Origin of the sequence: Lysinibacillus boronitolerans JCM 21713 = 10a = NBRC 103108, assembly GCF_000772935.1 — a bacterium.
Lineage (GTDB): Bacteria > Bacillota > Bacilli > Bacillales_A > Planococcaceae > Lysinibacillus > Lysinibacillus boronitolerans.
Window position 1 is genome coordinate 223,594 of the sequence record NZ_JPVR01000081.1, and the last position, 21,180, is coordinate 244,773.

Genomic DNA, 21,180 nt, shown 5'->3' on the forward strand with positions numbered 1-21,180 from the left:
TAAACACCTCCTAAATTTTGTAACAACTATCATTTTACTTATTTTAACAATGATAGTCAAAACCATTTTTCCATTTAGATGCTTTAATTGTCATAAAAAAACACCCCCATAGACCACCATATCTATAGGGGAAAAAACGGTACGATATTAGTATGAAGTTTAGTAGGTTACCTCGGCATCTTTTCGCTTCGGAATAAGTGCAGTAAAAAGTGCAATTAAATTAGGTGGAATGCTAAATAATAAAAACAGCCAGTTTGTCGTCAGGATCGAGATTATCGTGAATACAATAATGGACGTAATGAAGATGAATAGGCCCACCTTCACACGCGAGGGCTGTAACGGGGCTGCACTGAACATATTGATGGTCATCATAATTCCGATGATTCCCCAACTCGCTACGTGTGTTAATAAAAGGATACCTAAAACCATAGCAGTGCTTAATTCAATCCCAAAACTGAGTAACGTAAAGAAAACATACAGCGCTCCTAATGTCACATACCATGAATAGGATCTCGCCTTTTGCCAAATATGATAGTACAGCTCGTCTAAGCCTCTGTTTTTTCTAGCTTTCTGTCGCCCGAACCACCATCCAAGGAGTCCACCAAGCACTCCCCCATACAATCCAATCATACCCCAGATATTAAGCTCCATTATTCATTCTCCCCCTCTTCAAATATAAACACTTCTTCAATTGTGCTATTGAACGCTTTGGAAATGTTGTAGGCAAGTTCTAAGGATGGATTGAATTTTCCTGATTCAATAGCAATGATCGATTGCCGTGAAACGCCAACTTGTTTCGACAATTCTTCCTGCGTAATCTTCTTCAATTTTCGTAATTCTCGAATTCTGTTTTTCATAATGCCTCCTTTATAAATGTAAAGCAAACTATACATTTAATTTTAAGTAAAGTTTACTTTACATCACTACATATGTCAAGCAAACTTTACAATTTGATTTTTAGTTAGGTGAAATGGCAATGGCGAGTAAAGAACAACAAAATTCTATTACTATGTACTATTTTCGGAAAATTTGATAAATTAATCGTAAGGAATGTTTTGAGCGTTACAAAAAGGAGGCAATCCAAATGAGTAAAAAAGAGCTCTTGCAAAATGGAGTCAATCAGGTTTTTTACGAAGAGGAATGGTACCCACCGTTATCAGAGGCATTAAAGAATCTCACTGCTGCGCAAGCTAGTTGGCAACCAGAAGGAAATGCCGCTAATACGATCTGGGAAAATGTAAACCATTTACTAATCTTTAAAGAGCGCTTACTTTCTCGCTTACATAAAGATGAGACATTTGTTGCACCACAAACTAATGATGAAACGTTTGTCCAAGGCGACGCTCATGATGAAGAGGCTTGGCAAGAAACAGTGAAGCGAACACTTCACGTACATGATGCCTTACAATCTTCATTAGCCTCCCTGCAAGAAGAGGCATTAGATCAACCTAGTCCCGCTCTTCCAGTTTGGCAACAATATTTAAATATCCTTTTGCACGACGCTTACCATACAGGACAAATTGTTCAACTTCGTAAACTACAAGGATCATGGCCAGCTAAGCGCTCCTACCTATAAACGATGCTTCAAATTTGTGAATGAAAAGAAGATGCCCCCTCAAGTTAGAGACAAACTACTAACTTTAGGGGGCATTATTTTTTACCTTTTCTTTATCGCTCTTCACCTACATAGAGGTTTTATATTTGTCACAAACTTAAGATTACAAGTCTATTGGCTTACCACCTGTCACTCCATAAATCTGACCTGTGATATAACTTGCTTCATCCGAGGCTAGAAGAACATACACGGGCGCAAGCTCTACGGGCTGTCCAGAACGGCCGAGGGGCGTATTTTGGCCAAACTCAGGAATCTCTCCTTCTAATTTCCCGTTATCTAGCTGAAGCGGCGTCCAAATCGGGCCAGGTGCAACACCATTGACACGAACACCTTTAGAAGCAAAGTACGAGGATAGGGATACCATAAAGTTGCTTATTGCACCTTTTGTCGCGGCATAATCCATTAAAGATGAGGATGGATCGAAAGATTGAACCGATGTGGTGGTGATAATTGCACTTCCTGGTTCCAAGTGTTCCTCAGCAGCTTTTACGGTCTCGAACATGCTGATGATGTTTACTTTGAAAGTGTCTTGCACTTGTTTAATTGTTAAATCACTTAGGGATGGCTGTGCGATCTGTTGCGCAGCATTTAATACAAGAATGTCCAATCCGCCAAAGGCCTCCACTGTTTTTGTAACAATCTCTGTCGCTGTGCCATCTTCTCGTAAGTCATATGGTAGCAGTAATGCTTTTCTGCCTGCTTTTTCAATTAATTCTTTAACGACGTTGGCATCTTCCTCTTCACCAGGGAAGAATTGGATGGCTACATTAGCGCCTTCACGTGCATAGGCAATGGCGGCAGCACGACCAATCCCAGAATCGCCTCCAGTAATCAATGCATTGCGCCCTTTCAGACGATTGTAACCTTTATATGATTCTTCTCCACAGTCAGGCTTGGGGATCATTTCACTCTGTAGCGCTGGCGTGTTTTGTTCTTGATTTGGAAATTTTTCGGTATGAAATTTCTTGCGTGGATCGGTTAGATGTGGGTTTCCCATCAACTATCATCTCCTATCTTGATTAATTAGTAACAAACACTTTGCGTGCTTGCACTATTTAAATCCTGTTACATTTTGTTGAATACCCTCTGAACATTTACTTTAAACAGCATCAGATTCTTCCGCCCTTCCACCAATGATGGAGTCATTTACATTTTCCTTACAAAAGAAAAAAAACACCCTATGTAAGCGAGCAGACTAGTCCAATGTTGAAATGGATAGTTTGAACACTTACATTGAGTGTTTTAAGAACTTCTATAACGTGGGTTATGAAAGATATTTAATAACGTTTTGTATGTTTAAATTAACGCCTCAATTGCTTGAGCTACTTGCTCTTCTGTTAAATTGTGACGCACGATGTAGCGGTTGCGCGCATGCTTTGTACATTCGATTGTACAGCCACCTAAATGCTTAGCTTCATTTTCTTCAGATGCGATGATTTGCTTGTTACATTCAGGGTTTGCACAGTTAATGTAACGCTCACAAGGTTCCCCATCATAGTGATCTCGGCCGACAATCACATGCTCTACTTGATTGATTGGCACTGTTAAACGCTCATCAAATACGTACATTTGACCGTCCCATAGTTGACCTTTCGCAACAGGATCTTTTCCGTATGTGGCAACACCACCATGTAATTGACCAACATTGCCAAAGCCCTCACGTTTCATCCAACCCGAAAACTTCTCACAACGAATCCCTCCCGTGCAATAGGTTAAAACATTTTTCCCTTCGAATAGCTCACGGTTTGCACGGACCCATTCTGGTGTATCACGAAAGTTCTTTACCTCTGGTCGAATCGCACCACGAAAATGGCCGACATCATATTCATACGTGTTACGTACATCTAATACTACTGTATTTTCATCTTGCATTTCAGCAAGGAATTGTTCTGGTGACAGGTAGCGACCTGTTAACTCATGTGGGTTGACGTCTTCTTCTAAGCCTAAGTTGACTAACTCAGGTCGTGGGCGTACGTGCATTTTTTTGAATGCATGTCCATCTGCCTCATCGATTTTGAAGACAATGCCTTCAAATAATGGGTCTGCTTGCATGTTTGCCATGTATTGCTCTGTTTGCTCAATCGTACCAGAAACAGTACCGTTAATGCCCTCTTTGGCAACTAAAATACGACCTTTTAGACCGATTTCTTTACACATTTCTAAGTGCATTGCTGAAAACGCCGCTGGGTCTTCAATCTTCGTGTAATGGTAATATAATAAAACTTGATAATTCATTGTTTTCCACCTATCATTTCAATATTTGCAGGATATTCCTGATAGTGTCTTTTACGACTTATTAACCATAAAGGAAAATCCGTTAATATGCTATCGGTAATTAGACTGAAATGAGTAGAAATCTATTTTTCCATATTCCGCTAGATGAAAAAAGACATATTCATTAGTTAAACAAATTTTATATTTTTCTTCACCGCATTTTCTACTAAAGCATTGAGTAAACCCGCAATCCCAAAAATAAGCATCGAATTGACAATGCTTACATTATATTCTTCTATAAATCGCGAATCATAGATGATTATGCAGGAAAAAGCCCCTATTGCCCCACCACATAAAGTAAAGGAAGCCACTTTATACAGCCAATTTTTCATAAAACGACTCACAAGCAATGTTAGTGGTAAAAATGAAATCGGATAGAGAATAAAAGCAAAAGAGCCCATTAAGAACATATAACCAACGCCTAAATCACGAAATCCCGTCATATATTCTGATGTCCTGATTTTTCTTCCTTCTAAAACCTCTAAGCCAAATCCAGCTAAGGCAAACAGCACTATAAAAGGTATCCACATGATTAAACAATGATAGAAAGTTTTCATTCTTATCCTTCCCCTTATGAATTTTTACTGCTGGTACAATTCAACCTCTTAAAGATCAAACGAAAATCACGGAAGAAAGTTACAATGTTTCTCACCTGACAAAAGATCAAAAAAAAGCATATTTTAGGAATTGATGCGCCTAAAATATGCACCTCTCATTTCTTCTCTTTAAAACACAATGCCAATAATGATGGCTGATAGAACACTTACAAGTGAGGCACCGTATAGCAATTTTAATCCAAAGCGTGCCACCACATTGCCTTGCTTTTCATTTAACCCTTTTACGGCACCTACGATAGTACCAATCGAGCCAAAGTTAGCAAAGGATATGAGGAAAACAGAGACAATGGCTGCTGTACGCTCACTAAAGCTGTCTTGGATTTTAACGAAGTCCAGCATGGCAACGAATTCATTTGCCACAAGCTTTGTCGCCATGATACTACCAGCATTCACAGCTTCATGCCACGGTACACCCATGACGAAGGCAATTGGGGCAAAGACATAGCCTAGGAAGCCTTGGAATGTGATGCCAAAAATGCCATTAAACACACCATTAATGAGGGCAATTAACCCAACAAAGCCTACTAACATAACCCCGACGATGATGGCCACCTTAAAACCGTCCATAATGTATTCGCCTAGCATCTCAAAAAATGTTTGCTTTTCACCTTCTTGCACTTCGATTATATCTTCCTCCGCTTGCACTTCATACGGATTAATGATCGAGGCCACGATAAAACCACCAAACAAGTTTAATATGAGAGCTGCCACTACATACTTTGGCTCTAGCATCGTCATATAAGAGCCCACAATGGACATCGATACCGTTGACATCGCAGAAGCACACAAGGTATAGAGTCGATGCTTTGGTAAAAAGCCAATTTGATTTTTTACTGAAATGAATACTTCATTTTGCCCTACAATTGCCGCTGCAACCGCATTATAGGATTCTAGTTTACCCATCCCATTGATTTTACTTAATACGAAACCTATATATTTAATCATAAACGGTAGAATCTTATAATGTTGCAATATGCCGATGATGGCTGACATAAATACGATTGGCATTAAAACATAGAGGAAAAATGTATGTGCGCCTTCATTCGCCATCCCACCGAATACAAAATTTGTGCCTTCGTTGGCATATTCAAGTAGTTTTGCAAAGCTATCAGCAAATCCTTTAATTAAAAATTCCCCGATACCTGTTTTCAGTAATAGAAACCCTAAAACAAGCTGGATAACAATCATCACAATGATTGGGCGGTATTTAATCTTTTTCTTATTATTACTTGCAAGCCATGCTAAAAATAGCACGAGTAGTAGTCCTACTATCGAAATGATATAATGCATGTTGTCCCCTCCGTTACGAACAATGTTTTCAAATGCCTTTTCTTCCCATCCAGCATAATCCCCTACTCATCGATGATTGTTTGAAGAGCAATGTCCACCATATCAAAAAAGGATTTTTCACTTTCCTCGTGCGTTAAGCTTTCATTTGTTAATAATTGACTACCGACCGTCAAAATAGACAATGCCTTTACCCCATATTTTGCGGCTAAAGTATAGAGAGCTGTGCTTTCCATTTCTACTCCTAAAACACCGAATTCCATAAACTTATGAAGCCTGTCTAATGTTTCACGATAAAATTCATCTGAATTATAAATGTTGCCAACAAAGACATTTCCCTTTTTTCCTTGTGCTTGTTGAAACGCTTTCATTAATAAGGGAAAATCTGCTATTGGGGCATAATTATTGCCGTAGAAAATTTTCTCCGTCAAATTACTGTCTGAAGAGACTGCTTGGGCTAATATGATATCTCGGATTTGAATATCCTTTTGCATCGCACCACATGTGCCGATACGAATCAATTTCTTCACGCCATAATCGTTAACCAGTTCAGTACCGTATATACTCATCGATGGATTCCCCATGCCCGTCCCCTGCACGGAAATCGGCACGCCTTTGAATGTACCTGTGTAACCATACATTCCTCTTACCTCGTTATAGCAATAAGCATTCTCTAAAAAATGCTCTGCTACAAATCTTGCACGTAATGGGTCTCCAGGTAGCAAGACACGCTCAGCTATTTCTCCCTTTTTTGCTCCTAAATGTCTACTCATTTTCATACCTCCAAAAACATGTCATTTATCTTAAATCCAATTAGGTAACCGTTTTCATTTACCAATAAAAAATACCCATAGCCATTTCCAACACGATCTCTTTTACAAGAAATCTGTTCAGAAACTACTATGAGTATAAGATTTAATGATGATGACAAACTAGACCAGATTGTTACGTAGTGTACAGGAAATAATTGACCAAATTATCGAAGCAGTTCCTGACGAATATTATCTAAATCCCTTTTGGAAGGAATCGTGGATATAATAACAACTGGCACTGTCGTTAAGGCAACAGGGAAATTACTTATGACAAAATCAATGTGATGCTGCTGTACCATTTCATCCGTTAACCCCTTCATAATAGAGGTATTAATAATCAGCTGGTCCCCAATTTCATTCTTGATTAAATTGGCGATATAATGGCGGATTGAAAATTCCTCTCCAATGACCAAGAAGGCTCGTTTACTTTTATAACGTAGCCCTGAACGAACAAGTAAGGTAAGCTTGGTTAAATGAAAGTCATTATATAGGACAGCAGGGTACGATTTTTGCCACGTCTGCATACAGGTCTGCATATCTTGGTAAATTTGCTGACATTCAATTTGAACATAGTTTGTTAAATTACTTTTTGAAATCATCAGCCATTCAGGGATGGCATTATCGATTAAAAGCTTGTCCAAGAACTCATATACCTCCAAGCTAAACCGCTCATTCATATCCAGATTTGGGTAAGCCTTTGCCAATAGGGAAAACAGCTGCTGCGCCATTTGATCCATTTCTTTATTCTTATATAATTCGATTTCCTTCATTGGCGTCATGTCTGAGCCTTCATAATAATGATATTGGCTTAGACTAAATAGAGATTGCATAAAAAACAATTCACTCCTTGGTAATTCAATCGAGAATTTTTCTTCCAGTGCCTGTGTAAAGTCCTTTACGGGCAAATAGAACATTCCACTTTCCCAAGCGTAATCATCCTCCGTAATTTTGACATAGTTTCCCTTTCTCGCTCTTTCCAATACAATCGCCACTAAAAAGGATAATTTCCTTTTGGAATTAATAAAATAAACTATGCTTTGCTCATGCTCTATATGTGTGATGCATTGATTGATAAAATCAGCGTCACTATTGGTAAATGGCCATCCTGTATACTCATAGGCATCACCATATAGCTTCCAGTAAAAGTAGCGAATATTCAATTCGTTTCCCTTTACGGCTGGCGTCGAGTATGTAATGCGTAGCTTATATGGCTTCAAATCATGATTATTTAGTTGCATAATCAGCTTCTTCAACGAGGAGGTGCTCATATACATCGCCTCTGCTAGCTCCTCCATCGAAAAATGTTGCCCATTGATAAACAATAAGTGCATGAAGCGATAGAAGATGGTTTGCCTGAACATGCTCGAAAGCACTTCACTAACGGTTGTACTTCGCCCATCGCGTTGTAGAAAAATTCCCTTTCCTCTAGATACGTCAATCGTCATTGCTACTGGTAATTGCCGATTGATTTCTTCTACGAGCTTACGTATGGTCTTATCCGAAATATGTAAGCTTTTTTCCACCTCCGCTAAAGTAAACCACCTTTGTTCAGAATCTAGCAGCAGTAATAATTGACTAGCTAATTTGAATTCCTTATCCACGTTCTCACCCTATCCATCATTCACAAAAAGGAACATACATCGGTTGCTGTATGTCCCTTTTCGCCTTTATTTCATATACGTATTCAATACTTTTTCGATGTCTGTATTAAGCTTGTTCACATCGACCGCAGTCACGGGCTGATTGACAAGCTGATATTTTTCTTTTAGCTTTACGATTCTTTGGACACTCTCATTGATGCGTTCCTCTGTTATTTCCCCATTGCTGACGGCTATCTTCACCGCTTCTATCGCTGCTGTAATATTGGCATATTCATGAGCGATTAAAATAATATCACTACCAGCCTTGATCGAATCGACAGCTGCTTGCCCGATCGCATAATGATTCGTGATAGCTTTCATCGTCATATCATCAGTCATAACAACACCGTCAAAGCCCAGTTGCTTTCTTAGCATACCCGTGATAATTTCCTTCGACATGGAGGAAGGGTACTGTGGATCGATCTTTGGCAATAAAATATGTGCGACCATGACGACATCTGCACCATTGTTAATGGCCTCTTTAAATGGGACAAGCTCTAGCTGATTCAAATCGTTCAAGCTTTTCGTCACCTTTGGCAATTCTAAATGGGAGTCCACAGATGTATCACCATGCCCAGGGAAATGCTTCACGACAGGAATAACCTGCTCCGACTCCAGACCCTTCATTGTTTGAATGCCCAATTTGCTGACGATAGCTGGATCATCGGAAAATGAACGATCCCCGATAATCGGATTATTCGGATTACTATTGACATCTAATACAGGCGCAAAGTCCAAATTGAAGCCAAATGCCTTTAATTGCTCCCCTAATAATTGGCCTATTTCAAATGAAAACTTGGATTGGTTAATGTCCCCAATTTTTTTGTTCGTTGGGAAATTTTTTAAAGCGCCTGGTAATCTGACTACTTTGCCACCCTCTTGGTCGGTGCCAAGGAAAAGTGGTAGCCGATTATTCGAATTGGCAGCCATTAAGTCATTCATCAATGTGACCGTTTGCTGGGGTGTTTCAAGATTATTGCCATAAAGAATCAAGCCACCTACTTTTGCCTTTTGAATGAGGCTTGTTGTCTCCTGCTGAAGCGCCGTACCTGACACACCCGCAAACATCATTTGACCGATTTTCTCGTCCAATGTCATTTGTACCACTGTATCTGGTGCTTGTGGCTTCAGTTCTGTATAGACCGAAATATGATGAACCGCAGGATTGGCATCACTGTCAGTCGGTTTCGGTAAGATCCACTTTAATTGATAGCTGGCATTTACCTGGTAGACAAGAATAATTTGATTGGTTGATGGATCCTGATAGTAACGAACTTCATCAGGTTCACCCAACTTATTTTTAATTGCTGCAAAATGAATGCTTTTGATATTCTCTTTCGATGAACGGATATCGAAGGCCTGTGAACCTCGATAGCCAATCGTCACATCCTCATAATCTTCATATTGTCCATTGGCGGATTCAGTGACCTGCTGTGGTTCTCCCCATTGCTCACGAACCGCTTGTTGTTGTGTATCTCCTGCTGCAAATGGCACTTCAGGTACTTTTCCCTCTCGCGCTAATTGAGCAATAGTCTGTATGAGGGCCTCTACATTCTCTGAACCACCTTTCTGTTCGGACGCATCCTCTTGAACGGGCGTTGTCTCAGGATTTCTAGTCGGCTGTGTGACTGGCCTCATTTTCATGCCGATAAAAAAGGCTAGACCCATTAACATCAGCACAAGAACTAGCAGCAAACCACGTCTACTTTTATGCATGTAAAAACCTCCTTCACCAAGCAATTTGGCGACATCGATAGAAATCTATCAACTAACGTTATCATAACTGCCACCTGAATTCAAAGCTCACGTAATGAACAGAATCGCGGCCTTCTATAGAAAATATTATCGTAAGCTAGCAAAAATACAAAAGAAGATGTTAAAATATTCACATAAAGGGGGATATAACATATGGGGAAATTAAGTAAAAGAAATATATTGTGGATTGTGCCAATCGGTATCTTAGCGGTATTTTGGTACTTCTATGGTCCACAAAAGGATATTACAGACAATGAATACATTACATACGTAAAAAACTATTCCTATGAAAATAGTACAAAAACTTTGGAGAGTGCCTTTGCCTCTGCCTGTGAAAATCCATATTGGGTTTATTTTGAAACACAAAAGGGACAGGATGTTGTAGAGTTTGAGGGTGATTGCACGGTTAACAATGAAGTAGCCAAGGTGAATGTACAGTTTCTTGTAGACAACGACATCACAAGTGTCCAATCAGGTGCAATGCTTGTCGACAGTAAAATGCAGGAAGAAGCAGACCGCGATCAATTTTTGCTGGCACTTGTTCAATAAAGGATGAAGGCCCTTATAGTGATGCTATGAGGGTTTTCTCTAGGAAAGCGGATAAAATGTGCAAAGTAGTGGATAGCAATCCTAAAGTGACGGATAGAAAGTTAAAAGTGGCGGATAAATCCTGTAAATTGAAGGATAGCTCTGGGGATGCTGCAATCGAATAAAAAAGGAGAGGGTTGAGCCTCTCCATAGGATGATCCTTATTTTTTCTTGGCGATCCAAATCGTCCATCGATCCTTTTCAATGATGGAAGCTTCAGTGGTAATTGCATTCCTTATATGCTCAAGAAGGGACGATAATTGGGTGTCATTTAACTCATGTAATAGACTACGCCCCACTCTACCTTGTAAATCGGCCAATAATTGCTCCTTATTGGCATAGACCTGTCTCGTCTCCCATAGCTTTAGCTCGTTAACTTCTTGAAAGCCTACTTCTTGTAAGCTTTCTGTCACCAACTGACTATTGTGTCTGCGCTCTACTTCCTTTTGAATAAGCGAAGGAAAACTTTCAAAGAAATAGCCCCTTATATGATGAGCATCCCCTGGAAGTAAGCAATCCTCTGGGGTGCGATCCTGCACGATAAAATAACCATCTTTCTGTAAGAGCCGAAAAGCCTCTTGAAAGCATGCTTTGACATCTTGTATGTGATGAATTAAAGCTCGCTCCAGCACGATATCAAAAGTATCCCCTGAAAGCCCTGTATTGAAAGCACTCCCTTGGACAAATGTGATTTGTGGATAAGCCCGACAATTTTCTTTCGCTCCGTCTAGCATGGCTAGTGAAAAGTCTACACCTGTTACAGATGCCACCCCCATATCGACAAGAGCCTTGGCATAAATCCCTCCGCCACAGCCGATATCCACTGCCTTTCCCATACGATGAAAAGGAATATGTGTCGCTAACGCTTCCTTCCATGAGCTGTCTGCCTGTCTTGTTGTATAAGACGCACGATGTTGCTGATTGTGGAAATCAATACCCATTCTCTTCATCCTCCCTCTTTATTTTAGTGTACTAGTAGATCACCCATAAGAAAAATCTATAATTATTATAAAAATACATAAGTTTACCTTATCAAACGAAAAACCCATGCTGGGATATGCATGGGTTGAGCTACCATTAACTATTTCGAATAGAATGGGAGGACTTTAATATGGTCCGTTCAATTATTCTAATTTCGTTATTTAGTTTTGTAATCGCCGCTTCAATTTGTTGATAGCGCTCCATTCGCTTGACCTTCTCTGCTGGAATGGAATCCTTTAAAGCAGCCTGTCCCGCGTATAGGCTTGACAGTAAATCTAGCTTTTGAAAATAAGCTGTGCTATATTGCTCCATAACACCCAGCCCCTCATCTGTTACATTTTTACACAAACTTATAAAAATTGTTGTTCATATAAGAAATATAACCGAAAAAAGTACCCTCAAAACTCCATCTAAATTATTATTTATTATCCATTTCTAAGTAAATTATTATTCTATAAAAACGCTAAAGCTAAGTTATTCATTTTTTTTTAACAAAGAATAGATAAATGTATCATGTCCCTGTCCCTTTTGATACATATAGTCCCTCAATATACCTTCCTGTTGGAATCCAAGCTGAATTAAAAGCTGGGAGGATGCCTCATTCTCTAAAAAAACAACAGCTCCAATACGGTTTAAGTTCATATTCCCAAAACCATAAGTAATTACTTTCTGCACGGCTTCTTTTGTATAACCCTGCCGCCAATAATCGGGATGAATTTCATAGCCAATCTCTGCTCGTCGATGTGCCGCCGACCATAGATGAAAGCCAACTGTACCAATCACCTCATTCGTATCTTTTCGTTCAATTCCCCAACGAATTCCACGCTTTTCCTCAAAATTTTTAGCAATTTGCTTAATTAACTGCTTAGCCTGCTGTGTGTCAGCAAAAGGCTCCTGTCCATAATAGCGTGTTAAAGCCTCATTGGAAAAGCAGCGAAAAATCGCAGCAATGTCCTCCTCTGTAAGTTCTCTTAACCTAAGTCTTGCTGTTTCTAATTCTGGAAACATGCTGTTCCCCTCCTCTACCATCCATATCATTCGCTACTCTTTCTTCAAAATCCTTTTTTGACAACATAAACGTGCAAACCTAAAAGTAGGCTTGCACGTTTGATTACCCAAAAGCTTGTGCTGCTAGAGCAAATAATGTTTGATTTCGTGTAGGCATTTTTTTGGCATTACGGATCATGACAGGTGGCGTTGCAGCCAACATAAAACCACTTTGTTGTAAAATTGGACTAAGCTCCTTTTGGATAGCTGGACAGTCAATACGTAATTTCTCCTGATGGCCCTTAGCCAATTCATTTATAATGTGATGTGCTATTTCCATACTTGGCGCAACGATTGGCCCTAAAAGAAGATAAATTGGTCCAGCGATCGTTAAGCCATAGCCAATCATTTGGTTGTCTTGATTTTTTACAACAACACAGCGCTGTGACTGCTGAATTCTTTTACGCAAAAAGATTCTTCTACTATCCCCAAAGGCTGCTGCGTCAAGTTTAACAAGCTGTTCAAAATCCTGTTCTTGAAATTCTTTGATGGTGCCTAAAAAATCGGCTTCGCTGGTCGTCTCAACAAATTTGTCTGCCAAATATTTATGTACATGCTCAACAGTCGTGAAGCCCATTTTTTGATATAAAGGTTCTCCCTCTTTCGTAGCTACGAGCAAAATCGCTGTTTCCTCTGAAACACTATTGATACACGCTTGAGTAACGACTCTACCTAAGCCAAAACCTCTGCATTGCTCATGTACAATCACCATGCCAATGGAGGCTACATTTGTGTCATAGGGAATAATAGCTGCACTGGAAACAATTTTCCCTTCCATATTTTTATGTCCAACTATTCTACCTGCTGCCATAATCGTTTCAATTTCATGGGCATCGTAATCCCATCCAACGGAAGCTGATAGCTCGATTAATCCCTGAATATCAGTAGAAGTAAATAAAGTTAGCTCAAAATTCAATTAGATACACCCTCTGTCATTTAAATTCAAAAGAACATATGTTCCATTTTACAAAATCCTCCTTCCCTATACAAGCAATATCTCTTAGCTTTAGCAATTATTACTATATAATTATTGTAAAATAGCCTATAATAGTTGCTAGACTATGCACTCCTACTTCAAGCATATAAAGGTGATTTCAACATGACATCCTATGAACGTATTCTTATAATGGTCCCGCCGTTTCCCTAGCTACGCAATCTACTTGTAACGAACAAAGTAGAATTTTGCTTGTAGGAGGGCAATATGTTGAAAAAACAGGCAGTACCATCTTTATTATTAATGATTGTTCTTGTGGCTTTTCCACAAATTAGCGAAACGATATATACACCATCTCTACCGGATATTGCAACTGCACTTGGTGTAGACTTTAGCTCTGTCCAGTTAACCTTAAGCATCTATTTTATTGGCTTTGCACTCGGTGTTTTTTGCTGGGGATGGATTTCTGATTTTATTGGCCGTCGACCTGCCATGCTAGGCGGTTTAATTTTTTATGGCATAGGTAGCCTACTTTGTTTTTATGCAGAGTCAATCCCTTTTCTATTGGCAAGTCGATTGCTCCAAGCGTTCGGCGCTGCCACTGGCTCCATTATTACGCAGACCATATTGCGTGAAAGTCTGTCAGGTAGTCAACGCCATGCCATGTTTGCTCAAATTTCAGCCGTCATTGCCTTTACCCCTGCGGTAGGGCCATTAATCGGTGGTTGGGTGGATCAAGCACTAGGCTTTCGGGCCGTGTTTTTTGTCCTTGTCATCATGAGTATCTTGTTGTTTATCTATGCTTATTGCAGACTTCCAGAAACAACTGACCCTGCAACAAGACAAAGAACGGCGATTTGGCCTGTCGTCAAACGCATTTTTGCTTCACCCATTGTGCTTGTCTATGGTTTGCTAATTGGAGGCATCAATGGTGTCCTATTTAGCTACTATGCCGAAGCACCCTTTATTTTCATCGAGTATTTCCAGCTGTCACCTGGCCTGTACGGCTTTCTTGGTATCATTGTTGCCCTTGCTTCCATAATAGGGGCTATGATTTCAAAGCGACTCGTCATCGGCCATCCGCCACAAAAAATCATCCATGTTGGCTGCTTGGTAATGCTCGGTGGCACTTTGCTTTTGACTATCGTTTGTACCCTGCCATTGCACGCGAGCATGATGGCCATTGGTATGCTGATTACTATTTTTATCACACTGCTAGGCTCAGGCATTGCACTTCCTAATTGCTTAAGTTTAGCGTTATTAGATTTTCAGGATGTCATTGGCACAGCAGGCGCTATCTTTAGTCTCGGCTATTATTTACTTGTCAGTGCCATCACTTCTGGTATGAGCCTACTGCATAACGGTTCTTTACTGACAATGCCACTTTATTTCTTAGGTCTATCCTTAATGATGTGGCTTTTTGGGAGAAAGTTTATTCGATAATGGAAGAAAGCGGGCTTCCAATCCTATCGCTTTTAGATAGATGAAAGACTAGAACAAAACCTCTTCTCCGAATAGAAAAAGTGGGTGAAATTTTACTCTTCGTAAAATTTCACCCACTTTGATTATAGGGAGCTTAGCTCTAAATTTTTCCCACTGGCACCTATTGAATTTTCTCACTCAGTAGGCATCGTGCAGTGATCTAACTATCTCCTGATGCATAAAACTGATATAATAGATATACCATTAAAGTGAGGGGTGTTATTTATGAAAGAAAATTCATCCTTAGAACGTAAAAAGCAAGTGCAATTCGCAGTTGGTATGGCTGCCATTGACGGTGGAAAACCGAGCGCATTTACACAGAACCTCTTAAACCAATATGAAAATGGTCAAGTATCATCCAGCGAATTGAAACAAGCGATTGTTGAAAAATATACAAGGGCTTCACAGTAGTTTATGGACCCATATATTTATCCTAATACAAATGTCTTAATCAACAAATTAAATATTCGAGATGAACAACTATTGATTGACGTTGAAGCACAACTGTTAATCGCTGGGATTATAGATATTTCTTCTATCACGCAGGATATTGACTTCCACAAATATAAAAGTCTCCAAACGATTCATCACTTCCTTTTTCATGAGCTATATTCATGGGCAGGAGAATTCCGCACAGTCAATATTTATAAAAGTGAACATGTTTTAAATGGATTATCTGTTGCTTATAGTGATAAAGATCACATTGTATCTGATTTAAAAACTATTTTCAGTTGGTCTAAATCTAAGCAATGGAAGTATTCTAATCCTCGCCTTGTTGAGGACTTTTCTTCATTTATGACAAAACTTTGGCGTGTTCATCCTTTCCGAGAAGGAAATACACGAACGGTATCGATTTTCATGAAGCTTTTTGCTGAAGCAAATAGGCTAGACTTCAATGCTCAATTGCTCTCACAGTATGCAGGATATTTACGAAATGCACTAGTTCTTTCAGCAGTAGAAGAAGCTCCGGAACCACAATATTTATTGAAGAATGACAGATGCTCTGGATGTAGCTGATTTCAATAAATTTAAGGCTGACGATGAAACGTCTAGTAATTATCAAGTAATTGGGCGTTATGATGTTTCCAAGTATAAAGAAAAGCCCTTTGAAACGGATTAAGGAATGATTTATTTACAGATTAAGTATGTTTTAGTTATTTAATACGCTAAAAAGGATGTTGATTTGTAATTGAATCATCATCCTTTATATATATTTCGCAAAAGGGATCAATTAATTCATTTAAAACCTTTTACTCTTAGAAAAATCACCTCCTAATTGAAATTTAGTTTTTAACCCCATATTCAATCGAAGGTGTATTTTTTTATTTGTCTATACTGTTGAGGTCAGTCCTCAACATCAAGTTTCCACTTTTTATACACCTACTAGTTTTTTCTAGCTGCTTCTCCTATCCTTGAAAATAATAATCCAATACTTCCTGAGGGGTATGGAAAACTTTATTGCTTTGCGTTTTATAAAGAAATTTGGGATTTGTACAGGCTTTCTCCAAACTTTTTGCTTGCTTTAGCTTATCTGTCATTTGCTCAATAATATCTGTGTAGCCATCGAGCTGGTTTGAAATTTTTGGTAGCATTGTCGGTGAAATATCTAGAACAATAGAGACTTGATCCTCAGCATAACTATTTAAATTGATAAAAAAGCATTCTTCCAAATGCTTTGAATGCTTATCTACATTAATGACAGCCTCTTGATAATTGGCGATTAACCCTGTTGATGTATTCGTAATGGTAAAGCCTTGCTGTGTCAAATGCTGTTCAACCAGCTTTAAAAACTGCTCGACCTCTTCATCTAGCTTCGGTGTAACAGTTGATTGAATTAAATCATTACACTTCTGATAAATGGTATCAATTTCAGACTGTTTTTCTACAAGTAATTTAAAATTGGACATTGAATACACGCTTCATCTCCCCTTTTTACTAAGGTAGACATTCATGAAGCGTTTTAGTCATGATCACGAAAAATAACAATTAAAGGAGAAGTCGATGATTAGAAATTCTATCAAAGCCATCATCATCATGGACGGGAAACTATTACTAACAAAAAATCAAGATGTCGAGGGCTACTTTTATCTTTGCCCTGGTGGCGGACAGGAGCATGGAGAGACCTTTCACAAAACGTTGCAAAGGGAATGCCTTGAGGAAATTGGGTCCTCTGTTCAGATTGGAGAGCTATTATTTATCCGAGAATACATCGGACAAAATCATGAGCATGCCGCCTTTGATGCAGACGTACATCAGGTAGAATATTATTTCCTCTGTCAGGTAAATAAGCAAGCTTGTCAACCAACAAATCCAGATAGTCTTCAAATTGGGGCACAATGGATACCAATTGAAAAGCTTCATACTTATCGACTTTACCCAAAAGCGCTTATCCAACCGCTACAGCAGTTTATACGAGGACAACAAACAACAATCTATTTGGGTGATGTCAATTAAAACAGGCTGTCTATAGAATAGACAGCCAATTCTTAAGCAAGCACTTTCACCATCGTATAGTAGCTACTGCCTGGTGGATAATCTTTAATTTCGCCCACTACTTGATAGCCATGTGCCTCATAAAAGGTACGCGCCTGAAACTCGTAGGTTGTTAGTAGGGCCTTTGTTGCCCCCATATCCTTCGCTACCCATTCTGCTTGTGCTAAGAGCTTTTTGCCCATACCCTTTCCACGATATTCTTCACTAAACCAAAATTTATGTATTTCCACCCATCCCCAGTAGACTTCAGCCGTTATACCACCTATCCATTGCTGTTGTTGATCTGTGACGATCAACTGTAAAGGAAGAACCGCACCTTGCTGTCTACTTTCACGATGATGAAGAGATTGCTCATTATTATAGGCACGAATTTTTTCGCTTAAAAAATTCGTAAAATCCTCATGCTGTTCTCGTAAAACCTCTACTTGATATTCCATCTTGCTCCTCCTATTCGTAACGTTTTATCAGCTTGTCTTGATGCGCAGCAAAGATCTCTTCTAATGGAATATCGTACTGATTGGCAATCACTATAAGATTTCCTAGGACATCCCCTAGCTCTTCAATAAGCTCCTGTTTATTTTCTTCAAAGGATTGTGTTTTTTCATCTGGTCGATCTCTACCAATCTCGATTGCTCGAATCGCCCTTGCTACCTCACCTGTTTCTTCTGCCAAGAAGCCGATACGTGTAAAAATATTAAGCTCTGACCAGCCACGTGCTTCATAATAATCCTTTACCCAGCGTTGAAATTCATTTAGTTCCAATTTCGTTTCCTCCATTTCCTTCCTCTTCAAAATAAATTATACTATAAAAGAATTTGATCAGATATGGAGGAAATCAGCTATGAAAAGTATTGCCGTATTTTGTGGATCCAGTCTAGGCGCATCTGACGCTTATCGTCAAGGCGCGATTTTACTAGGTAAAGAATTAGCCAAAAGACAAATTACGCTTATTTATGGTGGTGCTTCTGTAGGCATCATGGCAACAGTAGCGAATACAGTGCTAGAAGAAGGCGGCAAGGTCATTGGGGTGATTCCGACATTATTAGAAGAACGTGAAATTGCGCATCAACAGCTGACGGAGCTGATTGTTGTAAAGACGATGCATGAGCGTAAAAGTAAAATGATGGAATTAGCAGATGGCTTTATCGCCCTACCTGGTGGACCTGGAACATTAGAGGAATTTTTTGAAGTATTTACGTGGAATCAAATCGGTCTGCTTCAAAAACCTTGTGCTATTTTCAATATGGAACGCTATTTTGATTTATTAATATCATTCTTTGACCATATGCAAAATGAACAATTTTTAAAAGCACAATATCGTGAGGCACTTATTGTTGATGAGGACGCAGCAGCACTATTAGATAAATGCGAAAGCTTTGTTCCTCCAGCAGTGAAAACTTATGAATTAAGCAAATAATAAAATGGTGAGGCTGGACCTAATTGGACTAACCTCACCTTTTTCATTCCCTACTATTCAAAATGATCCTATAATTGGTTTAAGAACTAGGAGGCGATGACTATGCAAAACAAAAGATTAATCTGGTCGTTCGGATTACTAGTAATCATTTTGCTACTTGTGTTTTATCGTAAACCGCACATTTCCTTTCATGATGCTTTACCTGAATTAAATACAGATAGTATTCACACCGTTCTGATTTCAGATACAAGAGAAAAATCGTATTATATGGATGCAAAGGAAACAGAGCAACTGATCTCAATACTAGATAATCTAGTGATGAAAAAGAAATTTATACCGAATATACCCGCATTTAATACGGATGCTTATTTGATTTTCACTTCACCCAATACAAATGAGTCTTTTACAATCAAATTGGATTATGCTAGAAATATCATTGGTATTAACGTGCATCCTAAAAATATGAAGCAATACATTGTCGTGGACAATACTGATTTATTTTTATTTGTTCAAAGCTTCTTAAACTAATCAGGTGGCTATATTATTTATCTATTGATTTCATCATCCCGCCTTTTCACTGCTACCACAGCAATCAATACCATTCCAAGCTTCACCAGGCCAATAATGGCATACAGACTAAATGAAAGAATCATTGGTAATAAGACGAACCACCACGACCATGTTATGACTTCTGTTAGCTTTAATACGATAAAGACAATCGTCAGCACCTCAGCAATGCCCATCTTTTCACCACCTTACACCCTATTCTTGACTATATAGTAACTATATACCTTACGATAAGGAACATCGAAGGAAAAAATTTCATTATTTTTTCTAAATCATACAACAGGAGGAAGTACGATGACGAATATTTTTGTAAAAAGTGAGTTTGCTCCTTTAAAACGAGTCGTCATGGCTCAATCGGAATTTGCTTTTCCAGCTAAAGAGGCTCCGACAGATGATGATTTTTTAACAGAAGAAACATTAGCGCTTTATGAAAGCGTAAATACACTAGGAAAAAATTTTAAGGACGTCTTTCCAGAAAGACAGCAGCAATGGGAATTGGAACGTGCAAATTTAAAAAAAGTATTAGAAAAATACGGTGTAGAAGTACAGGTACCAAGACGTTTAACAGACTATGAAAAAGAGGTAGGAAAAGAAGATGGCTATAGCAATTTCTTCGTTCGCGATCCCTTTTTCACCATCGGCCATCTCTTAATCGAGGTCTCCCTTCGATTCCCACATAGACGCAACGAAATTTTGCCAGTGCGCAATCTTTTAGCACAGGAAGCAAACGAAAATCAATGTTTCTATGTCTCCATTCCAAAGCCTGATACGGCAGATGGTTTAGATTCTGAAGCTGGCCCGTTTTTAGAGGGCGGTGATGTGTTAGTGTTAGATAAAACGATTTTCATCGGGAATTCAGGACTAGCCTCCAATAAAAATGGTGTGCAATGGCTGCGTAATTTAGCACGTAACTTTGATTATATGGTGGTCGAAGTGCCGCTTCATCCAACCATTCTCCATCTCGACTGTGCGCTTAGCCTCGTTAGAGAGGGTCTAATGATTGTCTGCGAGGAAGCACTCCTTGATGGTATTCCCGAACAGCTAAAAGATTGGGATAAAATTCACGTTTCCCTAGAGGATGCCGCCAAACTTGCTACTAACGGGTTACCTATTAATGAAGAAGTCTACATTACAGACAAAGAATTTACATGGATTGGTGAGCAATTAGCAAAGAGAGGTATCACCGTAGAATATGTTGATTTTACGATTTCTCGAAGCTTTGGCGGTTCTTTTAGATGTAGTACACAACCCCTATTACGCACGGATCTCTAGAAATTATCTCTCCCAGCTAAAAATAGTATGAATAATGCGCAACCTGAAATGGCACATTATTTGTAGGAGGTGGACAAGAAATGTCTAGAATTATTGGTGTGGAACAATCATTATCAAATATCGAGGATGCTTTAAAAGCACAGGGCTATGAAGTCATCCAGCTTCGCAATGAAGAGGATGCGAAAAAATGTGATGCTTGTATTATTACAGGTCAAGATCGCGATGTCATGGGAATTAGTGATCCAGTCATTGAAGGCCCTGTGATCGATGCGAATGGACTTTCGGCAAACGAGGTCGTTCAACGCGTCCAAAAATATTTCCACTAAAACCACAAGTGCTGTCTTCATGTCATTTTTGACAAGAGCAGCACTTTCCTACATACAAATGGTCTCTACTTAT

General features: G+C 39.1%; 27 protein-coding genes. 10 read left to right on the forward strand and 17 right to left on the reverse strand.

Annotated elements, in window-relative coordinates; genetic code table 11:
• Nucleotides 1–159: 159 nt before the first annotated feature.
• The gene (locus CD31_RS21675; RefSeq protein ID WP_036081175.1) at nucleotides 160–651 is read right to left on the reverse strand and encodes a hypothetical protein; all 492 of its coding nucleotides are present in this window, start codon (nucleotides 649–651) and stop codon (nucleotides 160–162) included.
• Nucleotides 651–857 carry a helix-turn-helix transcriptional regulator gene (locus CD31_RS21680; RefSeq protein ID WP_036081178.1) on the reverse strand — a complete coding sequence of 69 codons (207 nt, stop codon included), beginning with the start codon at nucleotides 855–857 and terminating at the stop codon, nucleotides 651–653. The genes CD31_RS21675 and CD31_RS21680 overlap by 1 nt, the downstream gene beginning before the upstream one ends.
• A 227-nt stretch (nucleotides 858–1,084) precedes the next feature.
• On the opposite strand from CD31_RS21680, the gene CD31_RS21685 reads away from it, so the two are divergent.
• Nucleotides 1,085–1,576, forward strand: a complete 492-nt coding sequence (locus CD31_RS21685; protein WP_036081181.1) for a DinB family protein — start codon at nucleotides 1,085–1,087, stop codon at nucleotides 1,574–1,576.
• A 142-nt stretch (nucleotides 1,577–1,718) separates the two neighbouring features.
• Here CD31_RS21685 and CD31_RS21690 read toward each other — a convergent pair whose 3' ends face one another.
• The 7 genes from CD31_RS21690 to nagZ form a co-directional block, all read right to left on the reverse strand.
• Nucleotides 1,719–2,612: an SDR family oxidoreductase gene (locus tag CD31_RS21690; RefSeq protein ID WP_036081184.1), complete on the reverse strand. Its 894-nt coding sequence runs from the start codon at nucleotides 2,610–2,612 to the stop codon at nucleotides 1,719–1,721.
• A gap of 299 nt (nucleotides 2,613–2,911) precedes the next feature.
• Complete coding sequence (gene trhO, locus CD31_RS21695; RefSeq protein WP_036081186.1) at nucleotides 2,912–3,850, reverse strand: oxygen-dependent tRNA uridine(34) hydroxylase TrhO; 939 nt, start codon at nucleotides 3,848–3,850, stop codon at nucleotides 2,912–2,914.
• Nucleotides 3,851–4,017: 167 nt separating this feature from the next.
• Complete coding sequence (locus tag CD31_RS21700; RefSeq protein ID WP_036081188.1) at nucleotides 4,018–4,446, reverse strand: hypothetical protein; 429 nt, start codon at nucleotides 4,444–4,446, stop codon at nucleotides 4,018–4,020.
• Nucleotides 4,447–4,614: 168 nt separating this feature from the next.
• A complete protein-coding gene (locus CD31_RS21705) occupies nucleotides 4,615–5,796 on the reverse strand; it encodes a NupC/NupG family nucleoside CNT transporter (protein ID WP_036081191.1) in 1,182 nt (393 codons plus the stop codon).
• A 62-nt stretch (nucleotides 5,797–5,858) separates the two neighbouring features.
• Nucleotides 5,859–6,566 (reverse strand): purine-nucleoside phosphorylase, encoded by a 708-nt coding sequence (gene deoD / locus CD31_RS21710; RefSeq protein ID WP_036081194.1) that lies wholly within the window; start codon nucleotides 6,564–6,566, stop codon nucleotides 5,859–5,861.
• A gap of 203 nt (nucleotides 6,567–6,769) precedes the next feature.
• Nucleotides 6,770–8,206, reverse strand: a complete 1,437-nt coding sequence (locus CD31_RS21715) for an AcpB/EbpR/MafR family transcriptional regulator (protein WP_036081197.1) — start codon at nucleotides 8,204–8,206, stop codon at nucleotides 6,770–6,772.
• A gap of 66 nt (nucleotides 8,207–8,272) precedes the next feature.
• Nucleotides 8,273–9,961: a beta-N-acetylhexosaminidase gene (gene nagZ / locus CD31_RS21720; protein ID WP_036081200.1), complete on the reverse strand. Its 1,689-nt coding sequence runs from the start codon at nucleotides 9,959–9,961 to the stop codon at nucleotides 8,273–8,275.
• A gap of 192 nt (nucleotides 9,962–10,153) precedes the next feature.
• Between nagZ and CD31_RS21725 the strand changes: the two genes are divergently transcribed.
• The gene (locus CD31_RS21725) at nucleotides 10,154–10,549 is read left to right on the forward strand and encodes a hypothetical protein (protein ID WP_036081202.1); all 396 of its coding nucleotides are present in this window, start codon (nucleotides 10,154–10,156) and stop codon (nucleotides 10,547–10,549) included.
• Nucleotides 10,550–10,749: 200 nt separating this feature from the next.
• Here CD31_RS21725 and CD31_RS21730 read toward each other — a convergent pair whose 3' ends face one another.
• The 4 genes from CD31_RS21730 to CD31_RS21745 all read right to left on the reverse strand — a co-directional run bounded on the left by CD31_RS21730 (nucleotide 10,750) and on the right by CD31_RS21745 (nucleotide 13,532).
• Nucleotides 10,750–11,529 (reverse strand): class I SAM-dependent methyltransferase, encoded by a 780-nt coding sequence (locus CD31_RS21730; RefSeq protein ID WP_036081205.1) that lies wholly within the window; start codon nucleotides 11,527–11,529, stop codon nucleotides 10,750–10,752.
• A 136-nt stretch (nucleotides 11,530–11,665) separates the two neighbouring features.
• Entirely contained in the window at nucleotides 11,666–11,881 is a 216-nt protein-coding gene (locus tag CD31_RS21735) for a hypothetical protein (protein WP_016993664.1), read from the reverse strand.
• Nucleotides 11,882–12,043: 162 nt separating this feature from the next.
• On the reverse strand, nucleotides 12,044–12,577 hold the full coding sequence (locus CD31_RS21740) for a GNAT family N-acetyltransferase (protein ID WP_036081207.1): 534 nt from the start codon (nucleotides 12,575–12,577) through the stop codon (nucleotides 12,044–12,046).
• 103 nt (nucleotides 12,578–12,680) lie between these two features.
• On the reverse strand, nucleotides 12,681–13,532 hold the full coding sequence (locus CD31_RS21745; protein ID WP_036081209.1) for a GNAT family N-acetyltransferase: 852 nt from the start codon (nucleotides 13,530–13,532) through the stop codon (nucleotides 12,681–12,683).
• Between the two features lie 288 nt (nucleotides 13,533–13,820).
• On the opposite strand from CD31_RS21745, the gene CD31_RS21750 reads away from it, so the two are divergent.
• The 3 genes from CD31_RS21750 (at nucleotide 13,821) to CD31_RS21760 (ending at nucleotide 16,049) form a co-directional block, all read left to right on the forward strand.
• Nucleotides 13,821–14,993 (forward strand): multidrug effflux MFS transporter, encoded by a 1,173-nt coding sequence (locus tag CD31_RS21750; RefSeq protein ID WP_036081604.1) that lies wholly within the window; start codon nucleotides 13,821–13,823, stop codon nucleotides 14,991–14,993.
• Between the two features lie 264 nt (nucleotides 14,994–15,257).
• Nucleotides 15,258–15,443 carry an antitoxin VbhA family protein gene (locus CD31_RS21755; protein WP_016995489.1) on the forward strand — a complete coding sequence of 62 codons (186 nt, stop codon included), beginning with the start codon at nucleotides 15,258–15,260 and terminating at the stop codon, nucleotides 15,441–15,443.
• 3 nt (nucleotides 15,444–15,446) lie between these two features.
• Complete coding sequence (locus tag CD31_RS21760; protein ID WP_244905001.1) at nucleotides 15,447–16,049, forward strand: Fic/DOC family protein; 603 nt, start codon at nucleotides 15,447–15,449, stop codon at nucleotides 16,047–16,049.
• Nucleotides 16,050–16,438: 389 nt separating this feature from the next.
• Here the strand turns inward: CD31_RS21760 and CD31_RS21765 are convergent, their stop codons facing one another.
• Nucleotides 16,439–16,939, reverse strand: coding sequence for a hypothetical protein (locus CD31_RS21765; RefSeq protein WP_244905005.1), 501 nt, complete (start codon nucleotides 16,937–16,939; stop codon nucleotides 16,439–16,441).
• A gap of 94 nt (nucleotides 16,940–17,033) precedes the next feature.
• Here CD31_RS21765 and CD31_RS21770 point away from each other — a divergent pair, with 94 nt between their 5' ends.
• The gene (locus CD31_RS21770) at nucleotides 17,034–17,486 is read left to right on the forward strand and encodes an NUDIX domain-containing protein (protein ID WP_036081211.1); all 453 of its coding nucleotides are present in this window, start codon (nucleotides 17,034–17,036) and stop codon (nucleotides 17,484–17,486) included.
• Nucleotides 17,487–17,518: 32 nt separating this feature from the next.
• Here the strand turns inward: CD31_RS21770 and CD31_RS21775 are convergent, their stop codons facing one another.
• Both CD31_RS21775 and CD31_RS21780 read right to left on the reverse strand, forming a co-directional pair.
• Entirely contained in the window at nucleotides 17,519–17,962 is a 444-nt protein-coding gene (locus CD31_RS21775) for a GNAT family N-acetyltransferase (protein WP_036081212.1), read from the reverse strand.
• 10 nt (nucleotides 17,963–17,972) lie between these two features.
• Nucleotides 17,973–18,287 carry a MazG nucleotide pyrophosphohydrolase domain-containing protein gene (locus tag CD31_RS21780; protein ID WP_026023570.1) on the reverse strand — a complete coding sequence of 105 codons (315 nt, stop codon included), beginning with the start codon at nucleotides 18,285–18,287 and terminating at the stop codon, nucleotides 17,973–17,975.
• A 79-nt stretch (nucleotides 18,288–18,366) separates the two neighbouring features.
• Here CD31_RS21780 and CD31_RS21785 point away from each other — a divergent pair, with 79 nt between their 5' ends.
• Nucleotides 18,367–18,942, forward strand: a complete 576-nt coding sequence (locus CD31_RS21785; protein ID WP_009371001.1) for an LOG family protein — start codon at nucleotides 18,367–18,369, stop codon at nucleotides 18,940–18,942.
• 102 nt (nucleotides 18,943–19,044) lie between these two features.
• Nucleotides 19,045–19,470, forward strand: a complete 426-nt coding sequence (locus CD31_RS21790) for a hypothetical protein (protein WP_036081213.1) — start codon at nucleotides 19,045–19,047, stop codon at nucleotides 19,468–19,470.
• A 17-nt stretch (nucleotides 19,471–19,487) separates the two neighbouring features.
• Here CD31_RS21790 and CD31_RS21795 read toward each other — a convergent pair whose 3' ends face one another.
• Complete coding sequence (locus CD31_RS21795) at nucleotides 19,488–19,685, reverse strand: hypothetical protein (RefSeq protein ID WP_016993373.1); 198 nt, start codon at nucleotides 19,683–19,685, stop codon at nucleotides 19,488–19,490.
• Nucleotides 19,686–19,803: 118 nt separating this feature from the next.
• Between CD31_RS21795 and CD31_RS21800 the strand changes: the two genes are divergently transcribed.
• Together CD31_RS21800 and CD31_RS21805 are read left to right on the forward strand one after the other, a co-directional pair.
• Complete coding sequence (locus CD31_RS21800; RefSeq protein ID WP_036081215.1) at nucleotides 19,804–20,781, forward strand: dimethylarginine dimethylaminohydrolase family protein; 978 nt, start codon at nucleotides 19,804–19,806, stop codon at nucleotides 20,779–20,781.
• A gap of 80 nt (nucleotides 20,782–20,861) precedes the next feature.
• Entirely contained in the window at nucleotides 20,862–21,107 is a 246-nt protein-coding gene (locus CD31_RS21805; protein WP_036081217.1) for a YkuS family protein, read from the forward strand.
• The last annotated feature ends 73 nt before the right edge of the window (nucleotides 21,108–21,180 follow it).

Bases quoted from the DNA above. Each gene is read 5' to 3' on its own strand.
- deoD (WP_036081194.1), bottom strand. From the start codon at position 6,566: ATGAGTAGACATTTAGGAGCAAAAAAGGGAGAAATAGCTGAGCGTGTC.
- CD31_RS21770 (WP_036081211.1), top strand. From the start codon at position 17,034: ATGATTAGAAATTCTATCAAAGCCATCATCATCATGGACGGGAAACTA.
- CD31_RS21795 (WP_016993373.1), bottom strand. From the start codon at position 19,685: ATGGGCATTGCTGAGGTGCTGACGATTGTCTTTATCGTATTAAAGCTA.
- CD31_RS21800 (WP_036081215.1), top strand. From the start codon at position 19,804: ATGACGAATATTTTTGTAAAAAGTGAGTTTGCTCCTTTAAAACGAGTC.
- nagZ (WP_036081200.1), bottom strand. From the start codon at position 9,961: ATGCATAAAAGTAGACGTGGTTTGCTGCTAGTTCTTGTGCTGATGTTA.
- CD31_RS21685 (WP_036081181.1), top strand. From the start codon at position 1,085: ATGAGTAAAAAAGAGCTCTTGCAAAATGGAGTCAATCAGGTTTTTTAC.
- CD31_RS21680 (WP_036081178.1), bottom strand. From the start codon at position 857: ATGAAAAACAGAATTCGAGAATTACGAAAATTGAAGAAGATTACGCAG.
- CD31_RS21690 (WP_036081184.1), bottom strand. From the start codon at position 2,612: ATGGGAAACCCACATCTAACCGATCCACGCAAGAAATTTCATACCGAA.
- CD31_RS21735 (WP_016993664.1), bottom strand. From the start codon at position 11,881: ATGGAGCAATATAGCACAGCTTATTTTCAAAAGCTAGATTTACTGTCA.
- CD31_RS21730 (WP_036081205.1), bottom strand. From the start codon at position 11,529: ATGGGTATTGATTTCCACAATCAGCAACATCGTGCGTCTTATACAACA.
- CD31_RS21760 (WP_244905001.1), top strand. From the start codon at position 15,447: ATGGACCCATATATTTATCCTAATACAAATGTCTTAATCAACAAATTA.
- CD31_RS21790 (WP_036081213.1), top strand. From the start codon at position 19,045: ATGCAAAACAAAAGATTAATCTGGTCGTTCGGATTACTAGTAATCATT.
- trhO (WP_036081186.1), bottom strand. From the start codon at position 3,850: ATGAATTATCAAGTTTTATTATATTACCATTACACGAAGATTGAAGAC.
- CD31_RS21805 (WP_036081217.1), top strand. From the start codon at position 20,862: ATGTCTAGAATTATTGGTGTGGAACAATCATTATCAAATATCGAGGAT.
- CD31_RS21705 (WP_036081191.1), bottom strand. From the start codon at position 5,796: ATGCATTATATCATTTCGATAGTAGGACTACTACTCGTGCTATTTTTA.
- CD31_RS21740 (WP_036081207.1), bottom strand. From the start codon at position 12,577: ATGTTTCCAGAATTAGAAACAGCAAGACTTAGGTTAAGAGAACTTACA.
- CD31_RS21755 (WP_016995489.1), top strand. From the start codon at position 15,258: ATGAAAGAAAATTCATCCTTAGAACGTAAAAAGCAAGTGCAATTCGCA.
- CD31_RS21785 (WP_009371001.1), top strand. From the start codon at position 18,367: ATGAAAAGTATTGCCGTATTTTGTGGATCCAGTCTAGGCGCATCTGAC.
- CD31_RS21765 (WP_244905005.1), bottom strand. From the start codon at position 16,939: ATGTCCAATTTTAAATTACTTGTAGAAAAACAGTCTGAAATTGATACC.
- CD31_RS21700 (WP_036081188.1), bottom strand. From the start codon at position 4,446: ATGAAAACTTTCTATCATTGTTTAATCATGTGGATACCTTTTATAGTG.
- CD31_RS21675 (WP_036081175.1), bottom strand. From the start codon at position 651: ATGGAGCTTAATATCTGGGGTATGATTGGATTGTATGGGGGAGTGCTT.
- CD31_RS21775 (WP_036081212.1), bottom strand. From the start codon at position 17,962: ATGGAATATCAAGTAGAGGTTTTACGAGAACAGCATGAGGATTTTACG.
- CD31_RS21725 (WP_036081202.1), top strand. From the start codon at position 10,154: ATGGGGAAATTAAGTAAAAGAAATATATTGTGGATTGTGCCAATCGGT.